Genomic DNA, 25,806 nt, shown 5'->3' with positions numbered 1-25,806 from the left:
TGGCCTCCGTCAGTGGGCCAGCGGCGCGTCGGCCAGCTCACCCTTGTCCAGGTGTACCGTGTGCGTGGCGTACTCGGCGGCCTTCGGGTCATGGGTGACCATGATGATGGTCTTCCCGTGCTCGCGGTTGAGCTGCTGCAGCAGGCCGAGGATCTCCTCGGCAGACTGGCGGTCGAGGTCGCCGGTCGGTTCGTCGCAGATCAGGAAAGTCGGGTCGGAGACGATTGCGCGCGCGATCGCCACGCGCTGCTGCTGGCCGCCGGACAGTTCATTCGGGCGGTGGCTGCGGCGGTCGGCCAGGCCGACCAGGGTCAGCGCGATCTCGGCGTTGCGCTTGCGCTGCGTCGCATTGAGATGGGTCAGCAGCAGTGGCAGTTCCACGTTCTTCTGCGCGGTCAGCATCGGCATCAGGTTGTAGAACTGGAACACGAAGCCGACGTGGTGGCTGCGCCAGGTCGACAGCTGGCCGCCACTCATCTGGTCGATGCGCTCGCCTTCGATGCTGATCTCGCCGCCGCTGGGGTTGTCCAGACCACCGATCAGGTTGAGCAGGGTGGTCTTGCCCGAGCCGGACGGGCCCATCAGCGCAACGAAGTCGCCGCTGGCGATGTCCAGGTCGATGCCGTGCAGCACCTGCACTTTCTCGGGGCCACGCTGGTAGGTCTTGGTGATGTTGCGCAATGAAACCAGGGTCGACATGGGTGGTTCTCCACGGAAGGCGGGAAACGGGGAAGCGCACCTGCGGTGGCCGCAGGCGTGCGTCGAGCGGTGTTGCCGGCGGCGCCCATGGGCGCCAGGCCGTTACTGCGCTTGTTTCTGTTGCACCTTGGCGCCGTCGCGCAGGGTGTCCGGCGGGCTGACCACCACCGATTCACCCGCGCTCACGCCCTTGAGGATCTGGCGGTCTTTGCCCATCGCCTGGCCGGCCTCGACCGTGCGCTGCTGTACGCGGTTCTCATCACCCAGCACGAAGGCCACCGAGGCGCTCTCGCGCTGCACCACGGCGCCCGCCGGCACGCGCACGCCCTGCGGCTTGGCGGCCGCCTGCGGCTGCGCCTGCTCCAGGAAGCTGACGCGCACGCCCATCTCCGGCACGATGCGCGGGTCTTTCACCTTCAGCGCCACGCGCACTTTCACCGTGGCCTTGCCGCGGTCGGCGGTGGGGATGATGGCGATCACCTCGCCGGGAATCTTCCATTCCGGGTAGGCATTGAGCGTGGCTTCCACCGGCATCTTCGGCTGCACGCGGCCGATGAAGGCTTCGCCGACCTCGACTTCGATCTCCAGCGAGTCCATGTCGACGATGGTGCCGATGCCGGTGCGGGTAAAGCCGCCGCCGGCCGACAGCGGCGAAACGATTTCGCCGGGCTGCGCAGCCTTGGCGGTGACCACGCCGGAAAACGGCGCGCGCACGATGTTGTTGTCCACGCCCAGGTCGGCGATGGCCAGCTGGTCGTTGGCGACCTTGACGTTGCGTTGCGCGGTGTCCAGCTGTGCACGCAGGCTGTCGCGCTGGGCCACGGCCTGGTCGTACTGCGAGCGCGACACCAGCTGCTGGCCGACCAGTGCCTGCAGGCGGCTGGCTTCAGCGGCGGCCTGCTTCCGCTGTGCTTCCAGCCCGGCCACCTGGCTGCGTGCGGCCTGCAGCTGCGAGGCATACAGGCTGCGCTGCGCGTCGGCATCGATCGGGTCCAGCGTGGCCATGATCTGGCCCTGCTCCACGCGCATGCCTTCCTCGATCATCACCTCGCGCACCTTGCCGGTGATTTTGGCCGAGACCGTGGCCATGCGTCGCGCAACTACATAGCCGCTGGCGTCGAGCACCGAACTGCTGGCGCTGCCCTGCTGGATGGCCACCGCTGGCGCGGTTTCCACGTCCACCGCTGGCGTACGCCCGAATAGGGCGAAAGCGACAGCGGCCAGCAGCAACACGACCACGATGATCGCGATCCACAGCCAGCGGCGGCCACCACCACTGCCACTCCCTCCGGAGGCGGGCGGCGGGGACTTGCGGTCGATACGGAGTTCCTTCAACAGCTCGGCAGAAGCGTTCATTCGTTCCATCACAGACGTTCGGGCGGGTGTGGCCGGAAGAGCGGACGGCGGCGGTTCCGGCGGTGGAGCGTGCGGCACAGCATGAAGGCAGGCACAGCGATGACGGCAGTGACAGCTGTCACCCGATGACACTGACGGCGGCAACTGCGAAATGTGACCACGGCGGCACAGGATGGCAACGTCCCCGCTACCGGTACCGCCCATGGATCCGATCGCCCCGTCGCTGGCCCGCCTGCAGCAGGTGCAGGTGCGTTACCGCGACCATACCGCCCTGCATGGCATCGACCTGCAGGTCCGCGCTGGCCAGGTGCTGGCGCTGCTGGGCCGCAACGGTGCCGGCAAGAGTACCGCGATCAGCGTGCTGTTGGGTCTGCGCCGCGCCGACGCCGGACAGGTCGAGCTGCTTGGCGGTGACCCGCAGCAGCGCGCCAGCCGTATCGGCCTGGGCGTGATGCTGCAGAGCACCAGCCTGCCGCCGATGCTGCAGGTGGACGAACTGGTGGCGCAGGCCAGCGCCTGCTATCCCGACCCGATGCCGTTGCAGGAGGTGCTGCAGCGTGCTGGCCTGCAGGCGCTCGCGCGCCGCCGCTACGGCCAGCTGTCAGGTGGCCAGCAGCGCGCCGTGCAATTCGCCATCGCGCTGTGTGGCCGCCCGCGCGTGCTGTTCCTGGACGAGCCCACCACCGGCCTGGACATCCAGGCGCGGCAGGCGATGTGGCAGGCGATCCGGCAGCTGTTGGCCGAAGGCTGTGGTGTGCTGCTGACCACCCATTACCTGGAGGAAGCCGAAGCGCTGGCGCAGCAGGTGGTGGTGCTGGAGCAGGGCCGGGTCCTGGCCGACGCGCCGCTGAGCGAGCTGCGCCTGGCCGATCGGCCGCGCCGCATCCGCTGCCGCAGCGGGTTGCCCATTGCGGACGTGCAGCAGTGGCCGGGCGTGCAGGAGGTGCAGCGCGACGGCGAGCACCTGCAGCTGCTGGCGAGCCCGGCCGAGCCTGTGGTGGCGCGCCTGCTGGCCGCCGATGCGCAGCTGCGCGAACTGGAAGTACAGGGCGCGGCGCTGGCCGACGCCTTCCTCGACATGACCCGGGAGGCCGCATGAACACCCTTGTCCGTACCACCGGATTGCCGCTGCCTGCATGGCGACAGGCACTACGTCCGTACCGCGCCGAGCTGATGGCCGAACTGCGCCGCGCCTGGCGCACGCCGGCGTTCGCGGTGCCCTCGTTGCTGTTCCCGGTGCTGTTCTATCTGCTGTTCGGCGTGCTGCTGGGGCGCGGTCATGCGCCGTTGTACCTGTTGGCCACCTACTGCGTGTTCGGCGCGATGGCCCCGGCCCTGTTCGGCTTCGGCGTGCAGTTGGCGCTGGATCGTGAAGGCGGCCTGCTGACTCTCAAGCGCGCGCTGCCGATGCCGGCGGCGGCACCGCTGCTGGCACGGCTGGCGATGGCGGTGATGTTCGCGCTGCTGGTGGCGTTGCTGCTGATCGGCGTCGCGCGCGTGCTCGGTGGCGTGCAGCTGCAGGCGTTTCAGATGGTGCAGCTGCTGGCGGTGGCGGGCCTGGCGGCGCTGCCGCTGGGGGCGATTGGCCTGCTGATCGGCAGCCATGTCAGTGCCAGCGCGGCACCGGCGATGGTCAATCTGGTCTACCTGCCGCTGGCCCTGCTGTCGGGCCTGTGGCTGCCGCTGTCGGCGCTGCCCACGCTGTTCTCGACGATGGCCCCACTGTGGCCGACCTGGCATCTGGCGCAGCTGGCGCTGCCGGTGGTCGGGCTGCCGTCGGTGGGCAGCGTGGCCGGCCATCTGCTGGTGCTGCTGGCGGTCACGGTGGTCGCGCTGCTGCTGGCACGCCGTCGCCTGCGCCGGATCGGCTGAACTGGCATGATCGGCAGCGATCGTCCTCGCCTGGATTCTCCCGTGTCGTCGAGCTGGCTTGCGTCCCTGCTGCGCCCCGCACCGGATTCGGCGGTGGCCGAGCTGCTGCGACGTGGCAAGTCGCCCTGGAGCGGAGCGATCCACCTGCTGTGGTCGGTATGGATCTTCCTCACCCCGGTGCTGGGCAATGGCTTCACGCTGCGCTGGCTGCTGCTGACCCTGCTCAGCTATCCGTTGTTCCTGCTGCTCTATGCCAGGGTGATGCTGTCGCCAAGGCACCATGGGTGGCGCTATGCGCTGGGCATGATCGTGCTGGCGCTGGTACTGCTGCCCTGGTACCCCTCGGGACTGAGCTACTTCGTGTTCGGCTGCGTGATGATCCGCATGAGCGGGCGCAGCAGCTGGTGGGCGTACCTGCTGCAGCTGACCGCGCTGAACCTGCTGTTCTGCGGCACCGCGCTGTACTTCGGCTATCCGTGGCAGGCCATGGTGTGGATGCCGGCGGTGTCGTTCATCGTCGGGCTGGTGGTGAACGTGGAGGCCCTGAGCCAGCAGCGCGACGTTGCCCTGCAGCTGTCCCAGGACGAGGTGCGGCGACTGGCCACCACCGCCGAGCGCGAGCGTATCGGCCGCGACCTGCACGACCTGCTGGGGCACACGCTGTCGCTGATCACGCTGAAGCTGGAGCTGGCACGCAAGCTCTACGATCGCGATGACGCGCGTGCACGGCAGGAGATCGGCGAGGCCGAGGACATTGCACGCGAAGCGCTGGCACAGGTGCGCAGTGCAGTGACCGGCATCCGCGCCAGCGACCTTGCTGGCGAGCTGGCATCGGCGCGCCTGCTGCTGGAATGCCAGCAGGTGCATCTGCAGTACACGACGCCACCTGCGATGCCGGTGGAGGTGGAGCGCGGGCTGGCGTTGGTGCTGCGCGAGGCGGCGACCAACATCGTGCGCCATGCGCAGGCGACCCGGGTGCAGGTGGATTTCATGCTTGAGGAACGACAGTTGGCGATGCAGATACGCGATGACGGCCGTGGCGGCGTGCAGGCCGAGGGCAATGGGTTGAGTGGCATGCGTGAGCGGGCCGCAGCACTGGGTGGCCAGTTGACGCTGCAGTCGCCGCGCGGGGCGGGCACCGTGCTGACGGTACGCGTGCCGTTGATGGTCGCGACCACGCCGCTGTCGCCCACGTCGTTGGCGCAGGACGGTGTCGCATGATCCGCATCCTGCTGGCCGAAGACCAGGCCATGGTGCGCGGCGCACTGTCGGCGCTGCTGGGCCTGGAGCCGGACATCGAAGTGCTGGGCAGTGCTGCCGATGGCGAGGCCGCCTGGCGGATGCTGCAGCAGCTGCAGCCGGACATCCTGGTCACCGACATCGAGATGCCGGGCCTGAGCGGGCTGGAGCTGGCGCAACGCATCGCCCGCCACGAACTGCCGATCAAGGTGGTGATCGTGACCACCTTCGCCCGTGCCGGTTTCCTGCGCCGCGCGCTGGAAGCTGGCGTGCTGGGCTACCTGCTGAAGGACGCACCGGCCGAGAACCTGGCCGATGCCCTGCGCAAGGTGAAGCAGGGCATCCGCGCGATCGACCCGCAGCTGGCACTGGATGCGTGGTCGCAGGCCGACCCGCTGACCGACCGCGAACGCCGCGTGCTGCGGCTGGCGGGCGAGGGCCGCACCGCCAGCGAGATCGCCGAGCAGCTGGGGTTGTCGCACGGTACGGTGCGCAACTACCTGTCCGAGTGCATCGGCAAGCTGGGCGTGGCCAATCGGATCGAGGCGTACCGGCTGGCGCGGCAGAAGGGGTGGTTGTAGCGGATCATTTCCGCGCCTGCGGAGAGGTGTCACTTTCTTTGCGCGCAAAGAAAGTAACCAAAGAAACGCTCCGCCGGCCGCGAGCCGGCGTGCTGCGCACGCCGGTGCCCTGCGCTCCTCGGTCCGTCGAGGGACGGCGCGGGAACTCGCTGCGCTCAGACACCCGCACCTCTTCGCCCTCGCCGGACCTGCGGTGCTCGGCTCGCTTGAAGGCGGACTGGAAGGTCAAGGTCAAGGTCAACGGCAACGGCAACGGCAACGGCATCCACGCATGGCGTGGATCTACTGGGTGCAGCTGTGGCATTTGACCTTGGGTCCGCCTTGAGCGAGCCGAGCATCGCAGGGGAATCAGGGGCGAAGAGGCGCCGCTGCTTGAGCGCAGCGAGTTCGGCGCCGTCCCCTGATTCACCGAGAAGCACGGGGCACCGGTGCGCAGCACCGGCTCGCGCTCTGGCGGCGCGTTTCTTTTGGTTACTTTTCTTTTCGCGCGAAAAGAAAAGTGACACCCCCCGCGGTCGCGGAAACGATCCGCCGGGAACTCCCGGCGAACCCGATCAATCCTTCCCGCGCGCCATCGCCTGGAACACGCCATCGCGCCGCACCCACAGGTGGAACAGCGCCGCACCCACATGCATCAGCACCGTGGCGAACAACACGTAGGCCAGCAGGCTGTGCGCGTTACGCAACGCGGCATACAGCGCCGGGGTGTGCGGCACGATCGGCGGCAGGTGCAGGCCGCCCCACAGCACGATCGGATAACCGCCGGCCGACAGCATCGCCCAGCCGATCAGTGGCATTGCCAGCATCAGTGCATACAGCATCCAGTGCGAGGCTTTGGCCGCCATCACCTGCCATACCGGCAGATCCGCCGGCAGCGGTGGCGGGCGATGGCGCAGCCGGTTGTACAGGCGTAGCAGCACCAGTACGCCGATGGCGATGCCCAGCGGGCGGTGCAGGTCGATCAGCATCGGCCGCAGGTGCAGCGAGGCGACCATGGTCACGCCGATGAACAGCATGGCGATGATCATCAGTGCCATGGACCAGTGCAGCACGCGCGCGAGCAGGTTGAAGTGGCCGTTGCCGGTGCTCATCGTGCGGCCTCCTTCGGTTGCTCGACGTTGCCGGTGGCGCGCTCGCGTTCGCGGCGGTTGAAGGACTGCGAGTACACGGCGGAGCGGGCCGCCAGGATCGGATCGTCACTGCCACGCACGCCACTGGGCAGGATCAGCGGATCGAAGTTGATCTGGCCGCACGCGCCCTGTTCCTGCGACTGCATGCGGTCCAGGCTGAGTACGCCGGCCACCACCTGATCACGCGACTCGGGCCACGGCACCGACGGATCATCGATGGCATCGCCGGGCTCGGCGGTGGTCACGACCAGGTTCCAGCGCACCGGGCCGCTGGCCAGGCGCTGCTGCAGTTCCTGGCTGAGGAAGTCGACGCTGGCGTTCTTGCGCGTTTCCGCATCCATCTCGACCACCGGCGCCTGCGGCTGCCAGCGCCAGCGCACCGCGCGCTTCTGGCCCTGCGCGTTGGTGAACCAGAAGCTGTTGACGCTGTTGAAGGTGGTGTCAGCCCAGCTGCTGGTCCACGGCGCGGTCTTGGCCCACTGCTGGAACGCTTGTGCACTGGGGTATTTCGCCAGCACCGCGGCCATTTTCTGCGGGTCTGGCTTGCCGGTGGTCGGGTCCGGGATGGAGGCGCGCGTCTGCGCGTAGAACGCCTCGGCGTTGGGCACGGCGAAGAACGGGAAGCTGTTCATCGCCATGCGCCATTCCTGGCCATCATCGCTGACCATCTGTACCGCGAGGCTGCGTACGCGTGCGGTGTTGTCGGCGCCGTAGGGGTCGCCGCCGCCGATCGACAGGCGACCCATCACCGGCACGCGGCGCTGCGAGAACACGCGGGCGCTGGACAGGGTGGGGGCCTGCGCACTGGGTTCGAACCAACCGCTTACACACACGCCCTTGCTGTGCGCACGGCGGAAGCCCGGATGGGCCGGGCCGGTGGCCTCGATGGTGTCGGTGAAGCGCTGCGCGGTCAGGCGGCCGCCAATCCAGCCGGCCAACCAGGCGAAGGCCAGCGCCACCGCACCCAGAATGAGTGCGATCAGTGCGATCCAGAGCAGTGGGGAATGCCTGCGCGGCGCGCCCGGTGTCTGGCCGGCGCGGGTATAGCGGAAGAGCGACATGGTCGGAGTCCTGCCTTCACGGAGCGTGTGGGTGGTCGACCCACACATCCTCGCAGAACCCTTCCAGGCCCGGTATTCAATTTTTCGTCAAGTTTGCCGGGGACGGCGTGCCGACCAAGGTCGGCACCCACCCGATCAGCTGTAGCGCTGCTTCAGCATCGCCCACGCCGAACGCAGCGCCAGTGCTTCACCGCCAGCCGGCCGGCCCGGGCGTTCGCCGTCGTTCCAGGCATACACGTCCAGATGCGCCCAGCGCTGGCCGTCTTCCAGGAAGCGTTCCAGGTACAGCGCGGCGGTGACCGAGCCGGCCATGCGCGAGCCGGCGTTGGCCAGGTCGGCGATGCCGCTGCTCAGGTAACGCAGGTAGGGGCGCCACAGCGGCATGCGCCAGACCGGGTCGCGGGTCGCGTCGCCGGCCTGCAGCCACTGCTGGGCCACGCTGTCGTCGTTGCTGAAGAGCGCCGGCAGGTCCGGGCCCAGCGCGATGCGCGCAGCGCCGGTAAGGGTGGCGAAGTCCAGCACCAGGTCCGGTTTCTGCTCGCTGGCGAAGGTCAGCGCATCGCACAGGATCACGCGGCCTTCGGCGTCGGTGTTGTCGATCTCCACGCTCAGGCCCTTGCGGGTGGCGATCACTTCGCCCGGGCGGAAGGCATCGGGGCCGATCGCGTTTTCCACCGCCGGCACCAGCAGGGTCAGGCGCACCGGCAGGCCGCGCGCCATCACCAGGCCTGCCAGGGCCAGTGCATGCGCGGCACCGCCCATGTCCTTCTTCATGTTGCGCATGCCGTCGGCCGGTTTGATGTCCAGGCCGCCGGTATCGAAGCACACGCCCTTGCCGACCAGCACCAGTGCCGGATCGGTGTCCTTGCCCCAGCGCAGCACGACCAGGCGCGGTGCGCGGTGCGAGGCGCGGCCGACGGCATGGATGGCCGGGAAGTTCTGCTTCAGCAGTTCATCGCCGGTGATCGCCTCGACCTGCGCACCGTGCGCATCGGCCAGCGCGCGCGCGGCGTCTTCCAGCTGCTGCGGACCCATGTCTTCGGTCGGGGTGTTGACCCAGTCGCGCACGCGCAGGCTGGCGGCGATCAGGTCGGCCACTTCGCCGGTCGGCTCAGCCACCAGGCGTGCCGGTGCACGGTGGCGCTTGCGGTAGCGATCGAAGCGGTAGCTGCCCAGGCCCCAGCCCAGCTGCAGCAGCGCCTGTTCGGCGGCCGGCAGTTCGCTGGCCAGCTGCCACACGCTGCCTTCCGGCAGCGCGTGCGGGGCATGCGAGTAGCTGTAGGCATCGGCGCGATCACCCACGCCGATCACCGCACCGGCCAGGCCATCGGCGCCGGGCAGCAATACCGTGGTGAAGGCACCGGCGGTGAAGCCCTGCGACGCCAGCCATGCCTGGGTGGCGGCCGGCTGGCCGTCCTTCCAGGACGCGAACTGCTCGCGGTCCAGCACGTACAGCGGCAGTGCTGCGGCGGTGTCGGCAGTGAAACCAGTGATCTCGCTCATGCGTCAGGTACTCCGGGGTGCGGCAGCGTCGAGGTTGGCATCCAACCAGTCGGCCAGGCCGGTGAGGGTGTCGAACTGCAGGTCCGGCTGCAGCTGCGGATGGGTCCAGGTGGCTGCTTCGCGGTTGATCCAGCAGCCGCGAAGGCCGGCGGCGATCGCCCCGGCCACGTCCATTTCGGCGTGGTCGCCGACGTGCAGTACCTGCGCCGGCGCAACACCCAGGCGGGCGCAGGCGGCGTGGAAGATGCTCGCCTCCGGCTTGGCCGCGCCGTGTTCGCGCGCGCCCAGCTGGAAGGCGAAATGATGGGCCAGGCCGATCCGCTCCAGATCGGCATTGCCGTTGCTCAGCGCCGCCACCGGCACCCTCGCGGCAATCCGCGCCAGTGCGTCGATCGCATCGGGGTAGCACTCGACCTGGTTGCGCGCGGCGAAGAACACGTCATACGCCGGCTCCAGCAGATCCAGGCTGGCACCACTGGTGTGCAGCGCTTCGTGCAGGGTCAGCCGGCGCAGTGCGCTCAGGTCGTGATGGAGGTGCGGATGGGCGTGGTACAGGCGCTCGCGCAGTTCGCGCATCGCCGCCACCGGATACATCTCGGCCGTGGCGGGGCTGTGCTCACGCATCCACTCGTGCAGGACCAGGTCGATGCGGGCGCCGATCGGAGCGAACGGCCACAGCGTGTCGTCAAGGTCGAGGGTGATGGCTTGGACGGGGAAATTCACCCCGCCATTCTACCCCTGCCCGCGCGGGCTTTCATTCCAGCAGACGCGCCCAGCCCTGCATCCCGTCCAACCGCGCCAGCACCAGCTTGATGCAGACCAGCAGCGGCACCGCCAGCAGCAGCCCGATCATGCCCCAGGCCCAGCCGAACACCATCAGCGCAAGGATCAGCACCAGTGGCGACAGTTTCATGCGACGGCCCAGCACGATCGGGGTCACCATCTGCCCTTCCAGGGTGTGCAGGCCCAGGTAGGCGGCGGCCGGCAGCAGGGCCTGCAGCGGGTCGCGGAATTCCACGAAGCCCATCAGCAGCATCAGCGCCACGCCGATCAACGGACCCACATACGGAGCGAAATTCAGCAGTGCGGCCACCGTGCCCCACAGCAACGCTTCCTGCAGGCCGATGCCGAGCAGCATCAGCACGCCGGCGAACACCAGCCCGACCAGGGTGTTGATCACGCTGATGGTCAGCACATAGCGCGACACCTCGCGCTCGATCGAACGCAGGATGTCACTGGTGAAGCGCTGCTGCTGACGGTTCGGGAACAAGGCGATCGCCGCGCGTTGCAGGCTCTGCCCGTAGATCATGAAGAACAGGGTCAGCAGCACCACCGCCAGCACCGAGGCGGCCAGCCGCGGCGCACGGGTCAACATGCGGTACGGGTCATCGAGCTGGGCGCGGATCACCTGCACCTTGCGGTTGCTGTCGCCACCGGCCACGCGGGCAAAGTTCTCCGCGGCCTGGTTGGCCTGCTGCACCGGCTTGGTCAGGTCCTGCACCTGGCGGGCGATCTTGCGCAGCTGCTGCGGTGCTTCCTGTGCCCATTCCATTGCCGGGCCGATCAACTGCACCGCCAGCGAACCGGTCACGCCCAGGCCCGCGCCGAGGATCAGTAGAGCGCCCAGCGCACGCGGAATCCACAGCTTCTGCAGCAGGCGCAGGATCGGATTGCCGACCAGTGCGAAGAACATCGCCAGCAGCACTGGCAGGATGATGTCCTGTGCCGCCCACAGCGTGTAGCCCACCGCCAGGGTCGCCAGCACCACCAGCGACATCGGTCCGCGCGGACGCGACGGTGGCGGCAACGGGGCGTCGGGCTGTTCGGGGCCGGCCGGTGACGGGGACAGGAGGGACTCGCTCATCGACGCACCAACCGGGAAGGGGAGCGCATTATCCGCCGGCCGCGATCAGCGCGGCGGATTCCATGGATCAACGTTCGGACAGCTCGGTGGCCGCTTCGGCCGGATGCGGTCCGCGCGGGTCCGGCTCTGGCTCCGGCACGGAGCGTGGAGCTGGTGCCGGCCGTGGCTCGGCAGCGGAGGCCGCCGCCTGTACCTGTTCGCTGGCTTCGTCGGCTTCCTCAGCCGCGTCGTCGGCAGTGGCTGCGGCCTGCGCCGCCATCGCCGTGGCGAACGCCGCCTGTGCACTGGCGAACAGGTTCGAGACCGAACCCACCATCTGCAGCCAGCGGGCACCGTTGACCTTGCCCGGCACTTCCAGCTTGCCGGCGATGAAGCCACCGGCCAGGCCGACCACCACGATGCGCAGCGGCGACCAGCCCTTTCGCCAGACGTCGCTGAGCGTGGACCAGTGGTCCTGGGTTTCGCCCAGGCGCACGGTCACCACCTGTTCGCAGCGTTTCACCCGCCGTTGCAGCGCGCCGAACTTCATGGCTTGCCCTCGGGCAGCTGTACCTCGGCATCGGGATCGTCTTCGCTGGGTTCGTCGAACAGGCCCAGGCGTGACAGCTGGCGCCGGGTAGCGTGCATGCCGGTGTGGTGGAAGAAGTAGGACACCCGCCAGATCGCATAACCGGTGACGGCCAGGCTCAGCAGCGAGGTGATCAGCAGCGCCTGCAGCCAGCTCAGGCCCCAGCTCTGCAGCAGGGCGATGAGGGTGGCGGCCATCAGCAGCCAGGCCGAGGCACCGAACACGATCGCCACGCCGGCCCAGGCCAGCGCGCGACCGAATGCACTACGCGCCAGCGCGAAGTCGACCGAGGCCAACCGGCGCAGCGAGCGCAGCGTGTGCTTGGCAGAATCGGCAGCGGCACGACCGGCCGCGCCGACCTGGCGGATGCTCTCATCCAGCGGCGGGGTAGCCGCCGGATCAGGCGCTTGCGCGTTGTCTTCGCTCACGCCGCGGCTTACTTGTCGCTGCTGCCGCGGGCCAGCTTGGCGATGATCCAGCCGGCAGCGAAGGCGACACCGAACGAGGCCAGCGGACGTTCACGGATCAGCTCAGCGGCGCTGTCGATCAGGTCCTTGCCCTTGTCCATCAGTGCGTCGACCTGTTCCTTGGCGGCTGCACCACCAAACTCGGCGGCGGCCAGGCCGGACAGCGCGCTGTCGGACAGTTCAGCCTTGACGTTGGCCTTGCCGATGCGCAGTTCGTCGCCGGCTGCGCCGGTTGCACCCTTGATCGCACCGCCGGCGGCCGACGCGGCCTGCTTCAGATGGGAACCGGCTTCACCCAGGTGTTCCTTCAGGTTCTCGGTATTGGTGGGGCTCATCGAATCACTCCTGTTGCGATGGGGGAACGGGAGTCGGCGGTGCCGACCTGGACTGACAGCAATAGCATTGCCGGGGTATAGGGGGTGTTACGGCAGGGCGATCAGCGCATCACGAGCTGGCCCTGCTGCTGGCCATTGTTGCGCAGCACGCGTATCACCAGGGTCGGCGGGCGCTGCTGGAAGTTGGCGCGCCAGCTGGCCAGGTCGGCGAATTCGCCCACGGTGGCATCGGTGATGATGTCGCCCTGCTGCAGGCCGTTGGTGGCCGCGCGGCTGCCGCGCTTGACCTCGCTGACCAGCACGCCACCGACACCGGACTGGCGCAGCGACTCGGGCAGGTCGACGAAGGTGGCCCCGGTCAGGCGCGGGTCCAGGCTCTCGCCGGTGACCGCGCGCGCCTGTTCCTTCAAGGTTGCCTTGATCTGCAGCGGCTTGCCCTCGCGGCGCACGTCCAGCGTCAGCGTGCTGCCGACCGCCGCCAGGCCTTCCACGTTGTGCAGAGCTTCGGCGCTGTCCACGCGCTGGCCGTTGGCCGAGACCACCACGTCGCCCGGCTTCAGGCCGGCGGTCGCAGCGGCCGAACCGGCCAGCACGCGGGTGATCAGCGCACCACGGGTTTCACCCAGGCCCAGCCCCTGCGCGATCTGTGCGGTCAGGTTCTGGCTCTCCACGCCCAGCGTGCCGCGCACCACTACGCCGTGCTTGACCAGCTGGTCGACCACGCTGCGCGCCAGGTTGGAGGGGATCGCCAGGCCCAGGCCGATGTTGCCGGCCATGCTGCCCTGCGGGTTGAAGCTGGCGGTATTGATGCCGACCAGCTGGCCCTGCAGGTCGACCAGCGCGCCACCGGAGTTGCCCGGGTTGATCGACGCATCGGTCTGGATGAAGTTCTGGTAGCCCAGCCCGCGGATGCCGCTGCGGCCCACCGCCGAGACGATGCCGGAGGTGACCGTCTGGCTGAAACCGAACGGGTTGCCGATGGCCACCACGAAGTCACCGACCCGAAGCTGGTCGCTGTTGCCGAGCTTGATGTCGGTCAGGTTCTGCGCCGGGATGCGGATCAGCGCGATGTCGGTATCGCGGTCCGAACCGAGGAACTCGGCCTTGACCGTGCGCCCGTCGGCCAGTGTCACCTGCACGTCATCGGCGTTGTCGATGACGTGGTGGTTGGTCAGCACCAGGCCCTCCTTGGCGTCGATGATCACGCCCGAGCCCAGCGATTCGTTGATGCGTTCCTGCGGGATGTCCGGGAACAGGCGGCGGAAGAACGGGTCGTTGAAGAAGGGGTTGCGCACGCGCACCACCTGCTTGGTGTTGACGCTGACCACGGCCGGCATCGCCTTCTCCAGCATCGGTGCCAGCGACGGCACCGCCTGTCCGGCCACCGAGGCCGGCAATGCCGCCGTGGTCGGGAGTACCGCAGGCAGCGGCGCGGCGTCGGCACGGTTGTCCAGGTGGGCATTGATGCCGGTGGCAACGAAGCCACCGAAGGCGGCGGCGATTGCGAGCGTGAGCAGGGTGGGAAGCGGTCGCATGGGAGTCGGTTCGCTGGCGTGGGTGGGGGCCGTTCGGCTCTACGGTAAAACAAGCTGAATGAGTGTGTCGCGATCTGGATAAATGCGCCATGAAAACCGGGCGCCCGGAACGCGGGTCGGCGTCGCCATCTGTGGGGCGGTGGCGACAACGTCGGGCGTGCTTCGCAATGTGCCGACGTCTGCCGAAGCGCGTGTGGATACAGGCTGATACTTGCGCAGTTCTGCGCATCCTGGTGCCGCGATGCGCCATATCGCATGCCTTTCGCAGCACTCTGGCAGGTGCGCGCAGGCAGCACCTGCCGCTACCCGCACCGTGCGGCGCAGCACTGAAAAAAAGGGGTTTCCTGTCAACCCACTGTGCTCGAGAGGGTGCTGGGCTACACCGTTACCGTCGCAGCAGATGCGATTGCGGGCGCATGCCCCGTTCCACGATCGTCAATGTCGGTATAGCATCGCCCCGTTTTGATACTTAAGGCCCGCAGGAGGGCAACATGAGCAACGGTAATGGTGTGTCGGTCGTGACCGACGCCGTCGAGAACGTCAAAGAATCCGCCACCAACGTTGGCGAGACCATCGCCCACGCTGCCGAAGACGCAGTGAAGTCGGTCAAGAAGACCGTCAAGCGCGCCACCAAGGCTGCCGGCACCCGCGTTGCCAAGGCCAAGAAGGCCGTGGCCAAGGTCGAGAAGACCGTTGCCAAGAAGGCCGAGAAGGCTGCCAAGTCGGTCGGCAAGACTGTTGCCAACGCCAAGAAGAAGCTGGAAGCCGCCAAGAAGAACGCCAAGGCCGAAGCCGCTGCCCTGAAGAAGGAAGTGGCCAAGAAGAAGGCGGCTGCAGGCAAGGCCGTGACCAAGAAGGCCGCCGCTGCCAAGAAGACCACCAAGGCTGCCACCAAGGCTGCTGGCAAGAAGGTCGCTACCGTGAAGAAGGCTGCCACCAAGAAGGCCGCCGTCGCGAAGAAGACCGTTGCCAAGAAGACCGCGGCCGCCAAGAAGGTTGTCGGCAAGAAGGTCGCCACCGCCAAGAAGGCCGTGGCCAAGAAGACCGTCGCCGCCAAGAAGGTCGCTGGCAAGAAGGCCGTGGCTGCGAAGAAGGTTGTCGGCAAGAAGGTTGCCGCTACCAAGAAGGTCGCCACCAGGAAGACCGCGGCCGCCAAGAAGGTTGTCGGCAAGAAGGCTGCTGTCGCCAAGAAGGCCGTCGGCAAGAAGACCGCTGCTGCCAAGAAGGTTGTCGGCAAGAAGACCGCCGTTGCCAAGAAGGCGGTGGGCAAGAAGGTTGCCGCCACCCGCAAGACGGTCGCCAAGAAGGCTGCGCCGCTGAAGAAGGTCGCCGCCAAGAAGGCTCCGGCCAAGAAGGCCGTGCGCAAGGTCGCCAAGCGCAAGTAATCGCGCCGTGACCGAAGGCCCTGCCACCCAACGGGTGGTGGGGCCTTTCGCGTTTCTGGGGCACGGTCTGGGGCAAGATGCAGGTTCTTCCTGCAGGAGCCCCGGGGCATGCGTAGTATCGACTTCAGTTCCTGGCAGGGCGTGCTGTCCACGTTGGCCGGCCTGGTCCTGATCACCCTGCTGGGCGTGGGCATCCGCCTGCTGGTGATGCAGACCCTGCAACAGCGCCGCGAGCGCGAAAACCGGCAGATCAACGAACGGCTGCGCACGCTGATGGCGGCCTACAAGACCCTGGGCGGGTCGTTCACTGGCGAACTGGGTGTGGATCCCAGCCATCGCCGCGACCTGCGCCAGCGCGAAAATGCCGAAGGCATCGCCGAACCCCGCTCGGATCGCGCGCGCCGCATCCGCGATGCCGTCGAGGCCGCATTGTCGGACATCCTGTTGCTGGGCACCGACGAGCAGGTGCGGCTGGCCGCGCGTGCGGCCAACGAACTGGCACAGGGGCGGCCGGTGCACCTCCACGAACTGGTGGTCTCGCTGCGCGACTTCGTGCGCGACGCCTTGGACCTGGCGCCGATTCCGGCCGGACTGCAGATACCGCCGCAGGGGCCGACCCGGCCCGCTGCCAGTGGCGGTGGCAAGGGCCGCAACGATGGCGATGCCAAGGGCGGTCGTGCGGGTGGTGGTGGTGGTGGCGGAATGGGGGCCGGCATGGGCGGTGTGGGCCTCGGCGCCGGCGCCGCACTGGGCGCCGGCCATGCGTCTGCCAGCGATGACACGGACGCGCGCTGAGCACGTCCGCCGGATTCAGCGCGTCAGCTCGTAGATCGGCACGAAGCCGCCGTAGATCATCCGCGCGCCGTCGAACGGCATCGGATTCTTCGCCGGATCAAACCGCGGGTCTTCCATCATCTTCTTCATGCCGGCGTCGCGGGTCGGCTTGTCCGGCCATTCGATCCACGAGAAGACCACCGTCTCGTCTGGCGTGGCTTTCACCGCGCCGAAGAAGTCGGTGGTTTTGCCGTGCGGTACGTCGTCACCCCAGCACTCGACCACGCGCAGCGCGCCGTACTCGATGAAAACGGGATCCCCTGTGCGTGCATGGGCGAGGAACTTCTCCTTGTTGGCGGTGGGCACCGCCAGGACGAAACCATCGATGTAGCTCATTGCCTGCCTCCGGATGGACCGTGCCGCATGCACGGCCTTCAAGTACCCGACGAACCAGGGCGCCGTGGATCGACATCCTGTGTGCGCCTGTTCAGCCCGGCCCGCCGGGCAGCGGCGCCAGCACCGTCTCCGGTGGCTGCTGGCCGGCCAGGTGGCGCACGAAGTAGTCCCACATGCGGTGCGTGTAGGTGGCGTCGTTGCGGAACAGTTCGTGGTCCTGCCGGGCCAGGTACAGCAGGTCGTAGCTGCGCTGGGCCTTGTTCAGGGCGGCGGCCAGCTGCAGGGTCAGCGCCGGCGGCGCGTTCTCGTCCAGTTCGCCATAGACCAGCATCAGATGCCCACGCAGGTTGCCGGCCAACGCTGCATTGTCGAGTCCGGCAAAGGGCGCCGGCACGCCATCGGCCAGGGGTGTTGGCGGCAGCACGCCACCGAACAGCCGGTCCATGCCGTGCAATGCACCGCCGTACATGCCCTGGAAATTGTGGCTGCCGGCCGAGGCCGCGCCCACCTTGTAGAACGCCGGATAGCGCAGCAGGGCGCGCGCTGCACTGTAACCACCGAACGAATGCCCGTAGATGCCGACCCGCTGCAGGTCGATGCCCCGGTAGCGTTCGCCCAGCTGGCGCAGCGCAGCCACATGGTCATCCAGCTGCACATCTGCCCCGTGCATGAAGCTGCTGTCATGGAACGCCTTGTCGCGGCCACCGGTGCCGCGCGCGTCGATGCTGACCACCACGAAGCCCAGTTCGGTCAGGCTGGCGCGTGACACCGGATTCAAGGCGGACACCGCCTCGGCGTAGGTCACCGGCGCATTGCTGACGAAGGAGCCACCGTACATCGCGTCGATCACCGGAAAGCGGCCGTCATCGCGATAGTCGCGGGGCAGGTAGACGGTGGCGAAGATCGGCGTTCGCCCATCGGCGGCCAGCAGCCGCTCGCGCCGTGGGGGGCGCCAGCCGGCAGCAACGATCGCGCTGTTATCGGCTGTTTCCAGCACCATCACTTCACGGCCGTCATCGCTGGCCCGCAGCACGGTGCGTGGTGGCTGGTCGAGACGGGAAACGGTATCCACCAGATAGCCACCGCCAGGCGACAGCGCCTGGGGGGCGCGCCCGCCGAACAACGCGCCGGTGCCGGCATCGGCCAGATGGTCGTTGCCATCGGCGGCCAGGCGCTGGACCGGTCCACCCTGCAGCGATACCCGGTACAGGCCGCGCACGTAGGGGTCGCCACCGTGGACGCCGCCGGCGCTGAAGTACGCCCAGCCACCTGCCGCATCTACGCCCAGCAGGTCACGCACCGCCCATTGGCCGCCGGTGAGCTGGCGCAGCACTTTGCCGTCGGACAGGCGCACCCGGTACAGATGGCCCCAGCCATCGCGCTGCGAGAACCACACCGCCGTGTCCTGGCCGGGCAGGATGGCCACCGCTGGCCGGTTGTAGGAATACACGTTGAGCTGCAGGCGGGTGTCGCTGGCTTCTTCCAGAACCGTGCGCAACGCACCGTTGTTGGCATCGATCTCCAGCAGACGCAGCCTGCGCGGTGCGCCGAAGTGCGCGATCACGGCATACAACCGGTCGCCGTCCCAGCCGAGTACGCCGGCTTCGCTGAGGGTGTTCCAGCCTTCCGGCAAGGCGATGTCATGCTGCTGGCCATTGCGGGTGTCGACCACATACAGGCTGTCGCGCACCTGCCGGGTGTCACCCAGCAGCCCCAGCTTCACCGTATGCACGCGTGGCCGCGCGCTGTTGGCCGGGCTGCTTTCCAGATAGGGGTAGTCCTGCAGCGCGCGTTCGTCGTAGCGGATGCCGGCCACGTAGCGGCCATCCGGTGACCAGCCGACCGCGAACGGCCGCGTCGGCATCCGGCCCTGGCGGCGTGGAATGCCGCGCAGGGTGAAGTCCGGCAGCACGCCAAAGCCATGATTGGGTTCACCGCCGCTGGTCAGCGCTCGTGCTGCCATTCCGGGCGACTGCAGCCACAGGTTGTGATCGCGTACCTGCAGCCAGGTATCACCGCCGGGCGATGGCAGTGCATCGGTCGCTGGCGCTGCATCCTGCGAACGCACGCACTGCAGGCGTGGCCATTGACAGCTGATCGCCGCCTCGCCGTTGAACTGCAGGCGCAGGCCTTCATCCAGTACCTGCACGCTGCTCAAGCGCAGGCGTGGTCCTCTGGCACCGAGAGGTGCAACCGCAGCGTCCAGCGCATCGGGTTCGAACAGGATCTGACGTGTGGCCTGGACTGGATCGACCAGTACCGCCTGGCGCCGGCCCTGCGTGGTTTCGCGTTCGTACCAGAAGCGCCCATCGGCCAGCCAGTGGGGCAGCACCGAAGCATTGCGCAGCGCACCGCGAAGGTGACTGTCATGCACGCGTTCGGCGCGCTGGTAGTCAGCGGCCTGCAGTGCGTGCGCAGCGTGGATCGGGAACAGGGCAGCGCATGCCAGGAGCGCGGCGCGAACAGGCACCAGCGGCGGATCGGAAACGTACAAGGCAACCTCCTGTTGCAATCGACGACGAATCACAAATGCACGCGCGCCGCGCGCGTATGCCAGAGACAGCCTGAATCAAGGCAAAAAATTCAGCAATGCGAAGACCGCTGTTTTCAGGGAGCGTTGTGGCGAATAACGGAGAATTTACATTCCCGATGCGATGGCGCCCTGGCGCTGCTGCACACCATAAGAAAGTAAAGGTGTACCCCCATGAAGAATTCGCTGATTGCTCTGGCCCTGGCCGCTGCCCTGCCGTTCACCGCCTCGGCTGCTGAGAACCTGTCGTACAACTACGCCGAAGCCGACTACGCCAAGACCGACATCGACGCGTTCAAGGCCGACGGCTGGGGCGTGAAGGGTTCGTACGGCTTCCTGCCGAACTTCCACGCTTTCGGTGAGTACAGCCGCCAGGAAATCGACCACACCAACATCAAGCTGGACCAGTGGAAGATCGGCGCCGGCTACAACGTTGAAATCGCCCCGACCACCGACTTCGTTGCCCGCGTTGCTTACCAGAAGCGCGACCAGAAGCACGGCCTGGACTTCAATGGCTACAGCGCTGAAGCCGGTATCCGCACCGCCTTCGGTGCCCACGCCGAAGTCTACGGCATGGTCGGCTACGAAGATTTCTCGAAGAAGCACGGCATCAATCCGGAAGGCCAGTGGTACGGCCGCCTGGGTGGTCAGGTCAAGCTGAACCAGAACTGGGGCCTGAACGGCGAGCTGAAGATGAACCGCGACGGCGACAAGGAATACACCGTCGGCCCGCGCTTCAGCTGGTAATTGCTTCCTCGGCGCGCCTGCGCGCCGAAGATGCCTCGACAGGCCCGGCCCATGCCGGGCCTGTTGCGTTTCCGGTCCGGCTGGGCAAACGCTACCTGACCGTGTCGCGGCGGAAGGGCGGCATTGCAACGAATTGGATTCCGCAGGCGTCGGCTGCGCCCTAGGGTGAGTGGCCTGTTCTGCAGGAATGCAACGATGCCCACGTTTCCGTCGCCCCGCGATTCTCCCTGCCGCCTCTTGCTGCTGGATCCACACCCGCTGTTGCGGCATGGCGTGCAGGAAGTCCTGGCCCGGCAGGCGGGCCTGCAGGTGGATGGAAGCTACGGCCGCAGCGGTGATCTGCTGCAGCGCCTGCAGCAGCAGGCGGCCGCGATCGATCTGCTGCTGGTCGACGCCTTGCCGATCGGTGACAGCGGCGAAGGCCTGGAACTGCTGCGGCACCTATCACGCCACTGGCCGGCAGTGCCGATCCTGGTGCTGTCCGCGCACTGCAACGCGGGTGTCGTGTCCTTGGTCCTGCAGGCCGGAGCGCGCGGATTCCTGTCCAAGGCCTGCGCGCCGCAGATGCTGCTGCGGGCAGTGAGCGTGGTTGCCCGTGGCGGGCGCTTCGTGCCGCCGGAGCTGCGTGCACAGTTGAACCAGTCCCGTCGGCAGCGCCAGCAGTCCATGCGTTCACCACGGTTGAGTACCCGCGAGCGCACCGTCCTGCAGTGGGTGCTGCGTGGTTGCAGCACCGGCGAGATGGCACGCCGCAGTGGGCGTGCAGCCAGCACCATCAGCACGCAGAAGCGAGCGGCGTACCGCAAGCTGGGCATCCGCAACGATGGCGAGCTGTTCCGCTTCCGCCATCTGATCGACGCTGATTGAGGTGGCGTTACTCGCCCTGGTACTGCTTTTCTTCCACCAGGGCCGAACCGGCCACGCGGTTGATCTCGTTCTTCACCTGCACGCGCTCGCCATTGGTGCCATAGACACCACGCGCCAACTGGATGAAGGCATCGTCGAACACCTGGGCCGCTTCCTTGTCGCGCAGCTGGTCCTGGATGTCCCACATGCGCTCGTTGATCGCCTTCAGCTGCTGCTTCAGCACGGCCAGCGCCGGCTGAGCCTGCAGCTGCAGCTGCAGCAACGGCAGCAGGCCGTCCAGCTCGGTGCGCACGTTGCTCAGCTTGGCGGCATCGTCGATGCGCTCGGCCTTGATCTCGAGAATGGTGATCTTGTCGATCAGCTCGCCGATCGATACCGGAGTCAGGATGGCGTCCACGCGGTTGGTTCCTGGAAACAGGGCGCCATGATACCGCGCTGCTGGCATGTGGCCCCGGTCCGCGGGATTTACGCCGAATTTGCGCCACGGGCCCGGCAGCACCCTCGATCCGTTACGGCCACCGCCTCGACACTGCGGTCCCGGCGGCGTGACCGCCTTCGACGAGGAACACAGTGCAGTGAACAGCAAGGGGATGATGGCGGCAGTGGTGGCCGCCCTGGCAGGGCTGCTCGGCATCGGCACCGCCCAGGCGCAGGTGCAGGTGAGTGGCAGTGCCGCATTGACCAGCGATTACGTGTGGCGCGGCAGCTCGCAGAGCGACGGCGACCCGGCGGTGCAGGCCGGCGCGAAGGTCTCGATCCCATCGGGCTGGTACGCCAGCGTGTGGGGGTCCAACGTATCGTTCAAGCCGGACAACGGCGCGCGCAGCGAGTTTGACCTGGTGGCCGGTTGGAGTGGTGCACTGGCACCGGACTGGGCACTGGATGCCAACCTGACCCGCTACGTGTACCCGGGCACCGGCCGCGCGCTGGACTGGACCGAGCTCAATACCACCGTCACCTGGAAGCAGCGCGCCTGGCTGCAGCTGGCGCATTCCAACGACGCGCTGGCGGGCGGCCATCGCGGCACCTACGCCCAGCTGGGTGTGCGGGTGCCGTTGCACGAGCGGTTCCGCCTCGAAGCGGCGGTGGGCCAGTATTGGCTGGCCACCGCACAGGGGCCTGATTACCTGCATGGCCAGCTCAGTGCCATCGCCTCGCTGACCCCGGCATGGGAACTGCGCGCCACCGTGCATGACACCGACAACGCAGCGAAGCGGCTGTTTCCGGGCAATGCCGGCGGACGCTGGGAGCTGGCGCTGCAGGGCAGCTTCTAGTCAGTCACCGAAGCCTGGCGCGCGCGCAGCGCGCCGGGCAGCCACAGCAGCAGGGCCAGCATGGCCACCGCAGCACCGGCCACGCAGACGCCGGTCCAGCCGAAGCGCTGGTAGACCTGCGCAGACAGCAGCGAACCCAGCGAACCGCCGATGAAGTAGCCGGTCATGTAGCCGGCATTGAGGCGGTTGCGCGCTGCCGGTTGCAGTGCGTAGATCAGGTTCTGGTTACTCACGTGCAGCAGCTGCGCGGCCAGGTCCAGCACCACCACGCCGGCCAGCAGCGCCAGCAGCGAGTGTGCCGACAGCCCCAACGGCAGCCACGACAGCAGCAACAGCATCAGTGCGATGGCAGTGGCACGCCCGGTCTGGCCGCGGTCGGACATGCGCCCGGCCAGGCCCGCAGCCAGCGTGCCGGCGGCACCGACCAGCCCGAACAGGCCGATGGTGGCATCGCTGTAGGCGTAGGGCGGTTGTGCCAGCAGGAACGCCAGCGGCGTCCAGAAGATCGCGAACATGGCGAAGCTGCAGGCGCCCAGCAGGGTGCGCTGGCGCAGCACCGGCTCCTGCACGAACAGCACGCCGATCGAGCGCAGCAATGCGAAATAGCCGAGGCCGGCGCTGTGGTGGAATCGCGGCAGGCCGCGCTGCAGCGCCAGCGCGGTCAGCACCAGGGTGCCGGCGGCGATCGCATACACCAGGCGCCAGTCGCCCAGGCTGGAAAGCAGGCCGGCCACGGTGCGCGCCAGCAGGATGCCCAGCAGCAGGCCACTCATCAATGTGCCGACCACGCGGCCACGATGTTCCGGCGCGGCCAGCGTGGCCGCAAACGGCACCAGTACCTGCGCCACCACCGAGAACAGGCCGGTGATCGCGGTGCCGACCAGCAACCAGGCCAGCGATGGTGCACAGGCACTGATCACCAGCCCGCCTGCCGACAACAGGCTCATCACCACGATCAGGCGGCGGCGTTCGAACAGGTCTCCCAGCGGCACCAGCAGGATCAGTCCGGCGGCATAGCTCAGCTGTGCGGCAGTGACCACCATGCCGACCTGGCCGAACGGCACGCCGAAGGCATCGGCGATGGTGTGCAGCAGTGGCTGCGCATAGTAGTTGCTGGCCACGGCCACGCCGGTAGCCACCGACATCAGCAGCACCTGCCAGCGGTGCAGAGGGGGGAGGGACGGACTCACGCGGTATTCCACAAAGCGGGATGCACAGTGTCCGCCTGCTGCGGCCATGATGGAAATGAATCATCATCATCCATGCCATCTGGAAACGAGATAGTTGGATGAATCTCAAACAGCTCGAGTTTGCCGTCGCCCTGGCCGAAGAGGGCAATTTCACCCGCGCCGCGGAACGCTGCCATGTGGTGCAGTCCGCGTTGAGCCACCAGATTGCCTACCTGGAGCAGGAACTGGGTACGCCCCTGTTCGAGCGCCTGCCGCGGCAGGTGCGGGCCACCGCCGCCGGCGAGGCGCTGCTGGTGCATGCACGCCAGGTGCTGGCCAGCCTGCGCCACCTGCGTGCCGACGTGGCCGCCGTCACTGGCGAGGTGCGTGGCCTGCTGGCGATCGGGCAGATCTCCTCGCTGACCGACATCGATGTGGTGGCGATGCTGGCGGCCTTCCAGCAGGCGCACCCGCAGGTGGAGTTCCAGCTGCGGGTCGACAAGAGCGAGGACCTGATCGCGCAGGTGCAGTCGCGAGAGCTGGACGTGGCACTGGTCGGATTGGCGCCGTCGGCGGGGCTGGACGGGGTCTGCCACCAGATGCTGCAGGAAGAAGACCTGGTGGCGGTGCTGGCGCCATCGCACCGCTTGGCCCGGCGCAAGCGGCTGCCATTGACCGAACTGCAGGACGAGGCGCTGGTCGACTTTCCGCGCGGCACCGGTGCGCGGCGGCAGACCGACGATGCCTTCGCTGCCGCTGGCCTGCCGCACACGGTGCGCTTCGAGGTCAATCTGATGGAACTGATCGAGCGCTTCGTCCGCCATGGGCTGGCGGTTGGCATCGTGCCAGCGTTGATCGCCGACGGGTTCCAGGGGGTGGTACAGATTCCGCTGCAGCCGACCCCGACCCGCCGCGTGCACCTGGTCTGGCAGCGACTGCCGACACCGGCGGCGCGGGCGTTCGTCGAGGCCGTGCTCAGCCGCGCAGGCGCAGGCTCAGGCCCTTGAGGAAATTGCGCAGCATCTGGTCCAGGCAGCGCCGGTAGTTGGTGTGCCCGGGCTGGCGGAACAAGGCGCCCACTTCCGACTTGGAGACGTTGAAGCCGGCGCTGGCGAAGATCTCCATCAGATCGACGTCGCGCAGCTGGAAGGCGACGCGCAGCTTCTTCAGCACCAGGTTGTTGTCGATGCGGGTTTCCACCGCACGCTGCGGCTGGCTCTCATCGCGACCGCGCAGGTGCACGATCAGGCCGTCGAGGAAGTGCGCCAGCGCGCTGTCGCTCATCGCTTCGAAACCGGCTTCGTCCTCGCGGCGCAGCCAGGCTTTCACCTGTTCCGGATCCACGGCGAAGGCGGGGTCGGCCATCTGGCACAGGGTCACCACGTGGTGGTCGCCCAGGTCCAGGGAGTAGCGCACGCTGCGCAGGACATCGTTGTTGATCATGGCCCCAATTGTACCGGTCACCCCGACAGGCGGGGCCGGATCTGGCCGATCAGGCAACGCAACCCCCGGCCGACGGTGCCAGAATGGGGGTCTGGTTTTTCCCCCTGGAGTTGCCTGATGACCCGCACTGTCCTGATTACCGGCGCCACGTCCGGCTTCGGCGCCGCCGCCGTCCACCGCTTCGCCCAGGCGGGCTGGAAGGTGATCGCCACCGGCCGCCGCGCTGAACGCCTGCAGCCGCTGGTCGAGCGCTACGGCAAGGACGTGGTGCATGCCGCCGCCTTCGACATCCGCGATCCGGTGGCGATGGAAGCGGCGCTGCTGGCACTGCCGCCGGCCTTCGGCGAGATCGATCTGCTGGTCAACAACGCCGGCCTGGCGCAGGGCACCGCGCCGGCACAGAGCGCCAAGCTGTCGGACTGGACCACGATGATCGACACCAACATCACCGCGCTGGTGACCCTGACCCACCGCCTGCTGCCGCAGCTGGTGGAGCGCAAGGGCGCAATCATCAACATTTCGTCGGTGGCCGGCGTCTACCCGTACCCGGGCGGCAATGCCTACGGTGGCACCAAGGCTTTCGTCAGCCAGTTCTCGCTCGGCCTGCGTTCGGACCTGCACGGCACCGGCGTGCGCGTGACCACGATCGAGCCGGGCATGGCCGAAACCGAGTTCACCGTGGTGCGTACTCATGGCGACCAGGCGGCGTCGGACAAGCTCTACACCGGCGCCAACCCGATGACCGCCGAAGACATCGCCGAACAGATCTTCTGGGTGGCCAGCCTGCCGCCGCACCTGAACATCAATCGCCTGGAACTGATGCCGGTCAGCCAGTCCTTCGCCGGTTTCCAGGTCGCCCGCGAAGTCTGACCGCCGTCTGTAGAGTCGAGCTTGCTCGACTGCTCTTCGCCCTTTGTAGAGTCGAGCCATGCTCGACTGCTTTGAACGGCAGTCGAGCAAGCTCGACTCTACACAGACAAAAAAAGCCGGGCTGTGCCCGGCTTTTTCATT

The 25,806-nt window shown here is 67.7% G+C and carries 27 protein-coding genes; 11 read left to right on the top strand and 16 right to left on the bottom strand.

Translation table 11 applies throughout. The features are described from left to right. Positions 1-9: 9 nt before the first annotated feature. Together V3B48_RS10880 and V3B48_RS10875 are read right to left on the bottom strand one after the other, a co-directional pair. Complete coding sequence (locus V3B48_RS10880) at positions 10-699, bottom strand: ABC transporter ATP-binding protein (RefSeq protein WP_164080593.1); 690 nt, start codon at positions 697-699, stop codon at positions 10-12. Positions 700-801: 102 nt separating this feature from the next. Beyond that, a complete protein-coding gene (locus V3B48_RS10875) occupies positions 802-2,055 on the bottom strand; it encodes an efflux RND transporter periplasmic adaptor subunit (RefSeq protein ID WP_285301441.1) in 1,254 nt (417 codons plus the stop codon). Positions 2,056-2,257: 202 nt separating this feature from the next. Here V3B48_RS10875 and V3B48_RS10870 point away from each other — a divergent pair, with 202 nt between their 5' ends. The 4 genes from V3B48_RS10870 to V3B48_RS10855 are packed head-to-tail and all read left to right on the top strand — an operon-like array spanning position 2,258 to position 5,747. Then, entirely contained in the window at positions 2,258-3,154 is an 897-nt protein-coding gene (locus tag V3B48_RS10870) for an ABC transporter ATP-binding protein (protein WP_285301443.1), read from the top strand. Continuing rightward, positions 3,151-3,927, top strand: coding sequence for an ABC transporter permease (locus tag V3B48_RS10865; RefSeq protein ID WP_329893723.1), 777 nt, complete (start codon positions 3,151-3,153; stop codon positions 3,925-3,927). Before V3B48_RS10870 ends, V3B48_RS10865 begins: the two co-directional genes overlap by 4 nt. 6 nt (positions 3,928-3,933) lie before the next feature. Then, complete coding sequence (locus V3B48_RS10860) at positions 3,934-5,148, top strand: sensor histidine kinase (protein WP_329893722.1); 1,215 nt, start codon at positions 3,934-3,936, stop codon at positions 5,146-5,148. Then, on the top strand, positions 5,145-5,747 hold the full coding sequence (locus V3B48_RS10855) for a response regulator transcription factor (protein WP_005407733.1): 603 nt from the start codon (positions 5,145-5,147) through the stop codon (positions 5,745-5,747). Before V3B48_RS10860 ends, V3B48_RS10855 begins: the two co-directional genes overlap by 4 nt. 554 nt (positions 5,748-6,301) lie before the next feature. On the opposite strand, the gene V3B48_RS10850 is transcribed toward V3B48_RS10855, so the two are convergent. From V3B48_RS10850 to V3B48_RS10810, 9 genes are all read right to left on the bottom strand, one after another. After that, complete coding sequence (locus tag V3B48_RS10850; RefSeq protein ID WP_012509795.1) at positions 6,302-6,838, bottom strand: cytochrome b; 537 nt, start codon at positions 6,836-6,838, stop codon at positions 6,302-6,304. Further along, the gene (locus V3B48_RS10845; protein WP_329893721.1) at positions 6,835-7,938 is read right to left on the bottom strand and encodes a catalase family peroxidase; all 1,104 of its coding nucleotides are present in this window, start codon (positions 7,936-7,938) and stop codon (positions 6,835-6,837) included. Before V3B48_RS10845 ends, V3B48_RS10850 begins: the two co-directional genes overlap by 4 nt. 135 nt (positions 7,939-8,073) lie before the next feature. Continuing rightward, on the bottom strand, positions 8,074-9,441 hold the full coding sequence (locus tag V3B48_RS10840) for a M17 family metallopeptidase (RefSeq protein ID WP_032128163.1): 1,368 nt from the start codon (positions 9,439-9,441) through the stop codon (positions 8,074-8,076). 3 nt (positions 9,442-9,444) lie between these two features. Further along, a complete protein-coding gene (locus tag V3B48_RS10835) occupies positions 9,445-10,164 on the bottom strand; it encodes an HAD-IA family hydrolase (RefSeq protein ID WP_032128162.1) in 720 nt (239 codons plus the stop codon). 31 nt (positions 10,165-10,195) lie between these two features. Beyond that, positions 10,196-11,305, bottom strand: a complete 1,110-nt coding sequence (locus V3B48_RS10830) for an AI-2E family transporter (RefSeq protein WP_032128161.1) — start codon at positions 11,303-11,305, stop codon at positions 10,196-10,198. 67 nt (positions 11,306-11,372) lie between these two features. Then, on the bottom strand, positions 11,373-11,834 hold the full coding sequence (locus V3B48_RS10825) for a protein sip-5 (RefSeq protein ID WP_329893720.1): 462 nt from the start codon (positions 11,832-11,834) through the stop codon (positions 11,373-11,375). Next, on the bottom strand, positions 11,831-12,301 hold the full coding sequence (locus V3B48_RS10820) for a phage holin family protein (RefSeq protein ID WP_329893719.1): 471 nt from the start codon (positions 12,299-12,301) through the stop codon (positions 11,831-11,833). Before V3B48_RS10820 ends, V3B48_RS10825 begins: the two co-directional genes overlap by 4 nt. 8 nt (positions 12,302-12,309) lie before the next feature. Then, the gene (locus V3B48_RS10815) at positions 12,310-12,675 is read right to left on the bottom strand and encodes a hypothetical protein (protein ID WP_032128158.1); all 366 of its coding nucleotides are present in this window, start codon (positions 12,673-12,675) and stop codon (positions 12,310-12,312) included. Between the two features lie 101 nt (positions 12,676-12,776). Next, positions 12,777-14,210 (bottom strand): Do family serine endopeptidase, encoded by a 1,434-nt coding sequence (locus V3B48_RS10810; protein ID WP_049421476.1) that lies wholly within the window; start codon positions 14,208-14,210, stop codon positions 12,777-12,779. A gap of 491 nt (positions 14,211-14,701) precedes the next feature. On the opposite strand from V3B48_RS10810, the gene V3B48_RS10805 reads away from it, so the two are divergent. Both V3B48_RS10805 and V3B48_RS10800 read left to right on the top strand, forming a co-directional pair. After that, entirely contained in the window at positions 14,702-15,595 is an 894-nt protein-coding gene (locus tag V3B48_RS10805) for a histone (RefSeq protein ID WP_329893718.1), read from the top strand. A gap of 108 nt (positions 15,596-15,703) precedes the next feature. Next, complete coding sequence (locus tag V3B48_RS10800) at positions 15,704-16,390, top strand: hypothetical protein (RefSeq protein WP_329893717.1); 687 nt, start codon at positions 15,704-15,706, stop codon at positions 16,388-16,390. Positions 16,391-16,405: 15 nt separating this feature from the next. On the opposite strand, the gene V3B48_RS10795 is transcribed toward V3B48_RS10800, so the two are convergent. Next, positions 16,406-16,765 carry a DUF1428 domain-containing protein gene (locus V3B48_RS10795; RefSeq protein WP_242892265.1) on the bottom strand — a complete coding sequence of 120 codons (360 nt, stop codon included), beginning with the start codon at positions 16,763-16,765 and terminating at the stop codon, positions 16,406-16,408. A gap of 91 nt (positions 16,766-16,856) precedes the next feature. Further along, complete coding sequence (locus V3B48_RS10790; RefSeq protein ID WP_329893716.1) at positions 16,857-19,259, bottom strand: DPP IV N-terminal domain-containing protein; 2,403 nt, start codon at positions 19,257-19,259, stop codon at positions 16,857-16,859. 210 nt (positions 19,260-19,469) lie between these two features. Here V3B48_RS10790 and V3B48_RS10785 point away from each other — a divergent pair, with 210 nt between their 5' ends. Together V3B48_RS10785 and V3B48_RS10780 are read left to right on the top strand one after the other, a co-directional pair. Next, a complete protein-coding gene (locus V3B48_RS10785; RefSeq protein ID WP_032130335.1) occupies positions 19,470-20,042 on the top strand; it encodes an Ax21 family protein in 573 nt (190 codons plus the stop codon). 195 nt (positions 20,043-20,237) lie between these two features. Further along, the gene (locus tag V3B48_RS10780; RefSeq protein ID WP_197616043.1) at positions 20,238-20,909 is read left to right on the top strand and encodes a response regulator transcription factor; all 672 of its coding nucleotides are present in this window, start codon (positions 20,238-20,240) and stop codon (positions 20,907-20,909) included. Positions 20,910-20,916: 7 nt separating this feature from the next. On the opposite strand, the gene V3B48_RS10775 is transcribed toward V3B48_RS10780, so the two are convergent. Continuing rightward, entirely contained in the window at positions 20,917-21,306 is a 390-nt protein-coding gene (locus V3B48_RS10775; protein ID WP_032130333.1) for a DUF6165 family protein, read from the bottom strand. Between the two features lie 178 nt (positions 21,307-21,484). Here V3B48_RS10775 and V3B48_RS10770 point away from each other — a divergent pair, with 178 nt between their 5' ends. Then, positions 21,485-22,183 carry a TorF family putative porin gene (locus V3B48_RS10770; protein WP_032130339.1) on the top strand — a complete coding sequence of 233 codons (699 nt, stop codon included), beginning with the start codon at positions 21,485-21,487 and terminating at the stop codon, positions 22,181-22,183. On the opposite strand, the gene V3B48_RS10765 is transcribed toward V3B48_RS10770, so the two are convergent. Further along, positions 22,180-23,421, bottom strand: coding sequence for an MFS transporter (locus V3B48_RS10765; RefSeq protein WP_329893715.1), 1,242 nt, complete (start codon positions 23,419-23,421; stop codon positions 22,180-22,182). The two genes, V3B48_RS10770 and V3B48_RS10765, sit on opposite strands and share 4 nt — an antisense overlap. Positions 23,422-23,471: 50 nt before the next feature. Between V3B48_RS10765 and V3B48_RS10760 the strand changes: the two genes are divergently transcribed. Further along, the gene (locus V3B48_RS10760) at positions 23,472-24,359 is read left to right on the top strand and encodes a LysR family transcriptional regulator (protein ID WP_149909351.1); all 888 of its coding nucleotides are present in this window, start codon (positions 23,472-23,474) and stop codon (positions 24,357-24,359) included. On the opposite strand, the gene V3B48_RS10755 is transcribed toward V3B48_RS10760, so the two are convergent. Beyond that, positions 24,328-24,795, bottom strand: coding sequence for a DUF1456 family protein (locus V3B48_RS10755; RefSeq protein ID WP_005411992.1), 468 nt, complete (start codon positions 24,793-24,795; stop codon positions 24,328-24,330). The two genes, V3B48_RS10760 and V3B48_RS10755, sit on opposite strands and share 32 nt — an antisense overlap. A gap of 117 nt (positions 24,796-24,912) precedes the next feature. Between V3B48_RS10755 and V3B48_RS10750 the strand changes: the two genes are divergently transcribed. Then, complete coding sequence (locus tag V3B48_RS10750) at positions 24,913-25,665, top strand: SDR family NAD(P)-dependent oxidoreductase (protein WP_329893714.1); 753 nt, start codon at positions 24,913-24,915, stop codon at positions 25,663-25,665. Positions 25,666-25,806 lie beyond the last annotated feature (141 nt).

The organism is Stenotrophomonas sp. SMYL20, from assembly GCF_036320045.1.
Lineage (GTDB): Bacteria > Pseudomonadota > Gammaproteobacteria > Xanthomonadales > Xanthomonadaceae > Stenotrophomonas > Stenotrophomonas maltophilia_A.
Note: the sequence above shows the minus strand (reverse complement) of the source record. Positions and strands in the feature narration are given on the sequence as shown.

Bases quoted from the DNA above. Each gene is read 5' to 3' on its own strand.
- V3B48_RS10875 (WP_285301441.1), bottom strand. From the start codon at position 2,055: ATGAACGCTTCTGCCGAGCTGTTGAAGGAACTCCGTATCGACCGCAAG.
- V3B48_RS10785 (WP_032130335.1), top strand. From the start codon at position 19,470: ATGAAGAATTCGCTGATTGCTCTGGCCCTGGCCGCTGCCCTGCCGTTC.
- V3B48_RS10845 (WP_329893721.1), bottom strand. From the start codon at position 7,938: ATGTCGCTCTTCCGCTATACCCGCGCCGGCCAGACACCGGGCGCGCCG.
- V3B48_RS10815 (WP_032128158.1), bottom strand. From the start codon at position 12,675: ATGAGCCCCACCAATACCGAGAACCTGAAGGAACACCTGGGTGAAGCC.
- V3B48_RS10765 (WP_329893715.1), bottom strand. From the start codon at position 23,421: ATGGCCGCAGCAGGCGGACACTGTGCATCCCGCTTTGTGGAATACCGC.
- V3B48_RS10760 (WP_149909351.1), top strand. From the start codon at position 23,472: ATGAATCTCAAACAGCTCGAGTTTGCCGTCGCCCTGGCCGAAGAGGGC.
- V3B48_RS10825 (WP_329893720.1), bottom strand. From the start codon at position 11,834: ATGAAGTTCGGCGCGCTGCAACGGCGGGTGAAACGCTGCGAACAGGTG.
- V3B48_RS10830 (WP_032128161.1), bottom strand. From the start codon at position 11,305: ATGAGCGAGTCCCTCCTGTCCCCGTCACCGGCCGGCCCCGAACAGCCC.
- V3B48_RS10780 (WP_197616043.1), top strand. From the start codon at position 20,238: ATGCCCACGTTTCCGTCGCCCCGCGATTCTCCCTGCCGCCTCTTGCTG.
- V3B48_RS10870 (WP_285301443.1), top strand. From the start codon at position 2,258: ATGGATCCGATCGCCCCGTCGCTGGCCCGCCTGCAGCAGGTGCAGGTG.
- V3B48_RS10880 (WP_164080593.1), bottom strand. From the start codon at position 699: ATGTCGACCCTGGTTTCATTGCGCAACATCACCAAGACCTACCAGCGT.
- V3B48_RS10860 (WP_329893722.1), top strand. From the start codon at position 3,934: ATGATCGGCAGCGATCGTCCTCGCCTGGATTCTCCCGTGTCGTCGAGC.
- V3B48_RS10840 (WP_032128163.1), bottom strand. From the start codon at position 9,441: ATGAGCGAGATCACTGGTTTCACTGCCGACACCGCCGCAGCACTGCCG.
- V3B48_RS10755 (WP_005411992.1), bottom strand. From the start codon at position 24,795: ATGATCAACAACGATGTCCTGCGCAGCGTGCGCTACTCCCTGGACCTG.
- V3B48_RS10865 (WP_329893723.1), top strand. From the start codon at position 3,151: ATGAACACCCTTGTCCGTACCACCGGATTGCCGCTGCCTGCATGGCGA.
- V3B48_RS10850 (WP_012509795.1), bottom strand. From the start codon at position 6,838: ATGAGCACCGGCAACGGCCACTTCAACCTGCTCGCGCGCGTGCTGCAC.
- V3B48_RS10800 (WP_329893717.1), top strand. From the start codon at position 15,704: ATGCGTAGTATCGACTTCAGTTCCTGGCAGGGCGTGCTGTCCACGTTG.
- V3B48_RS10805 (WP_329893718.1), top strand. From the start codon at position 14,702: ATGAGCAACGGTAATGGTGTGTCGGTCGTGACCGACGCCGTCGAGAAC.
- V3B48_RS10750 (WP_329893714.1), top strand. From the start codon at position 24,913: ATGACCCGCACTGTCCTGATTACCGGCGCCACGTCCGGCTTCGGCGCC.
- V3B48_RS10855 (WP_005407733.1), top strand. From the start codon at position 5,145: ATGATCCGCATCCTGCTGGCCGAAGACCAGGCCATGGTGCGCGGCGCA.
- V3B48_RS10795 (WP_242892265.1), bottom strand. From the start codon at position 16,765: ATGAGCTACATCGATGGTTTCGTCCTGGCGGTGCCCACCGCCAACAAG.
- V3B48_RS10810 (WP_049421476.1), bottom strand. From the start codon at position 14,210: ATGCGACCGCTTCCCACCCTGCTCACGCTCGCAATCGCCGCCGCCTTC.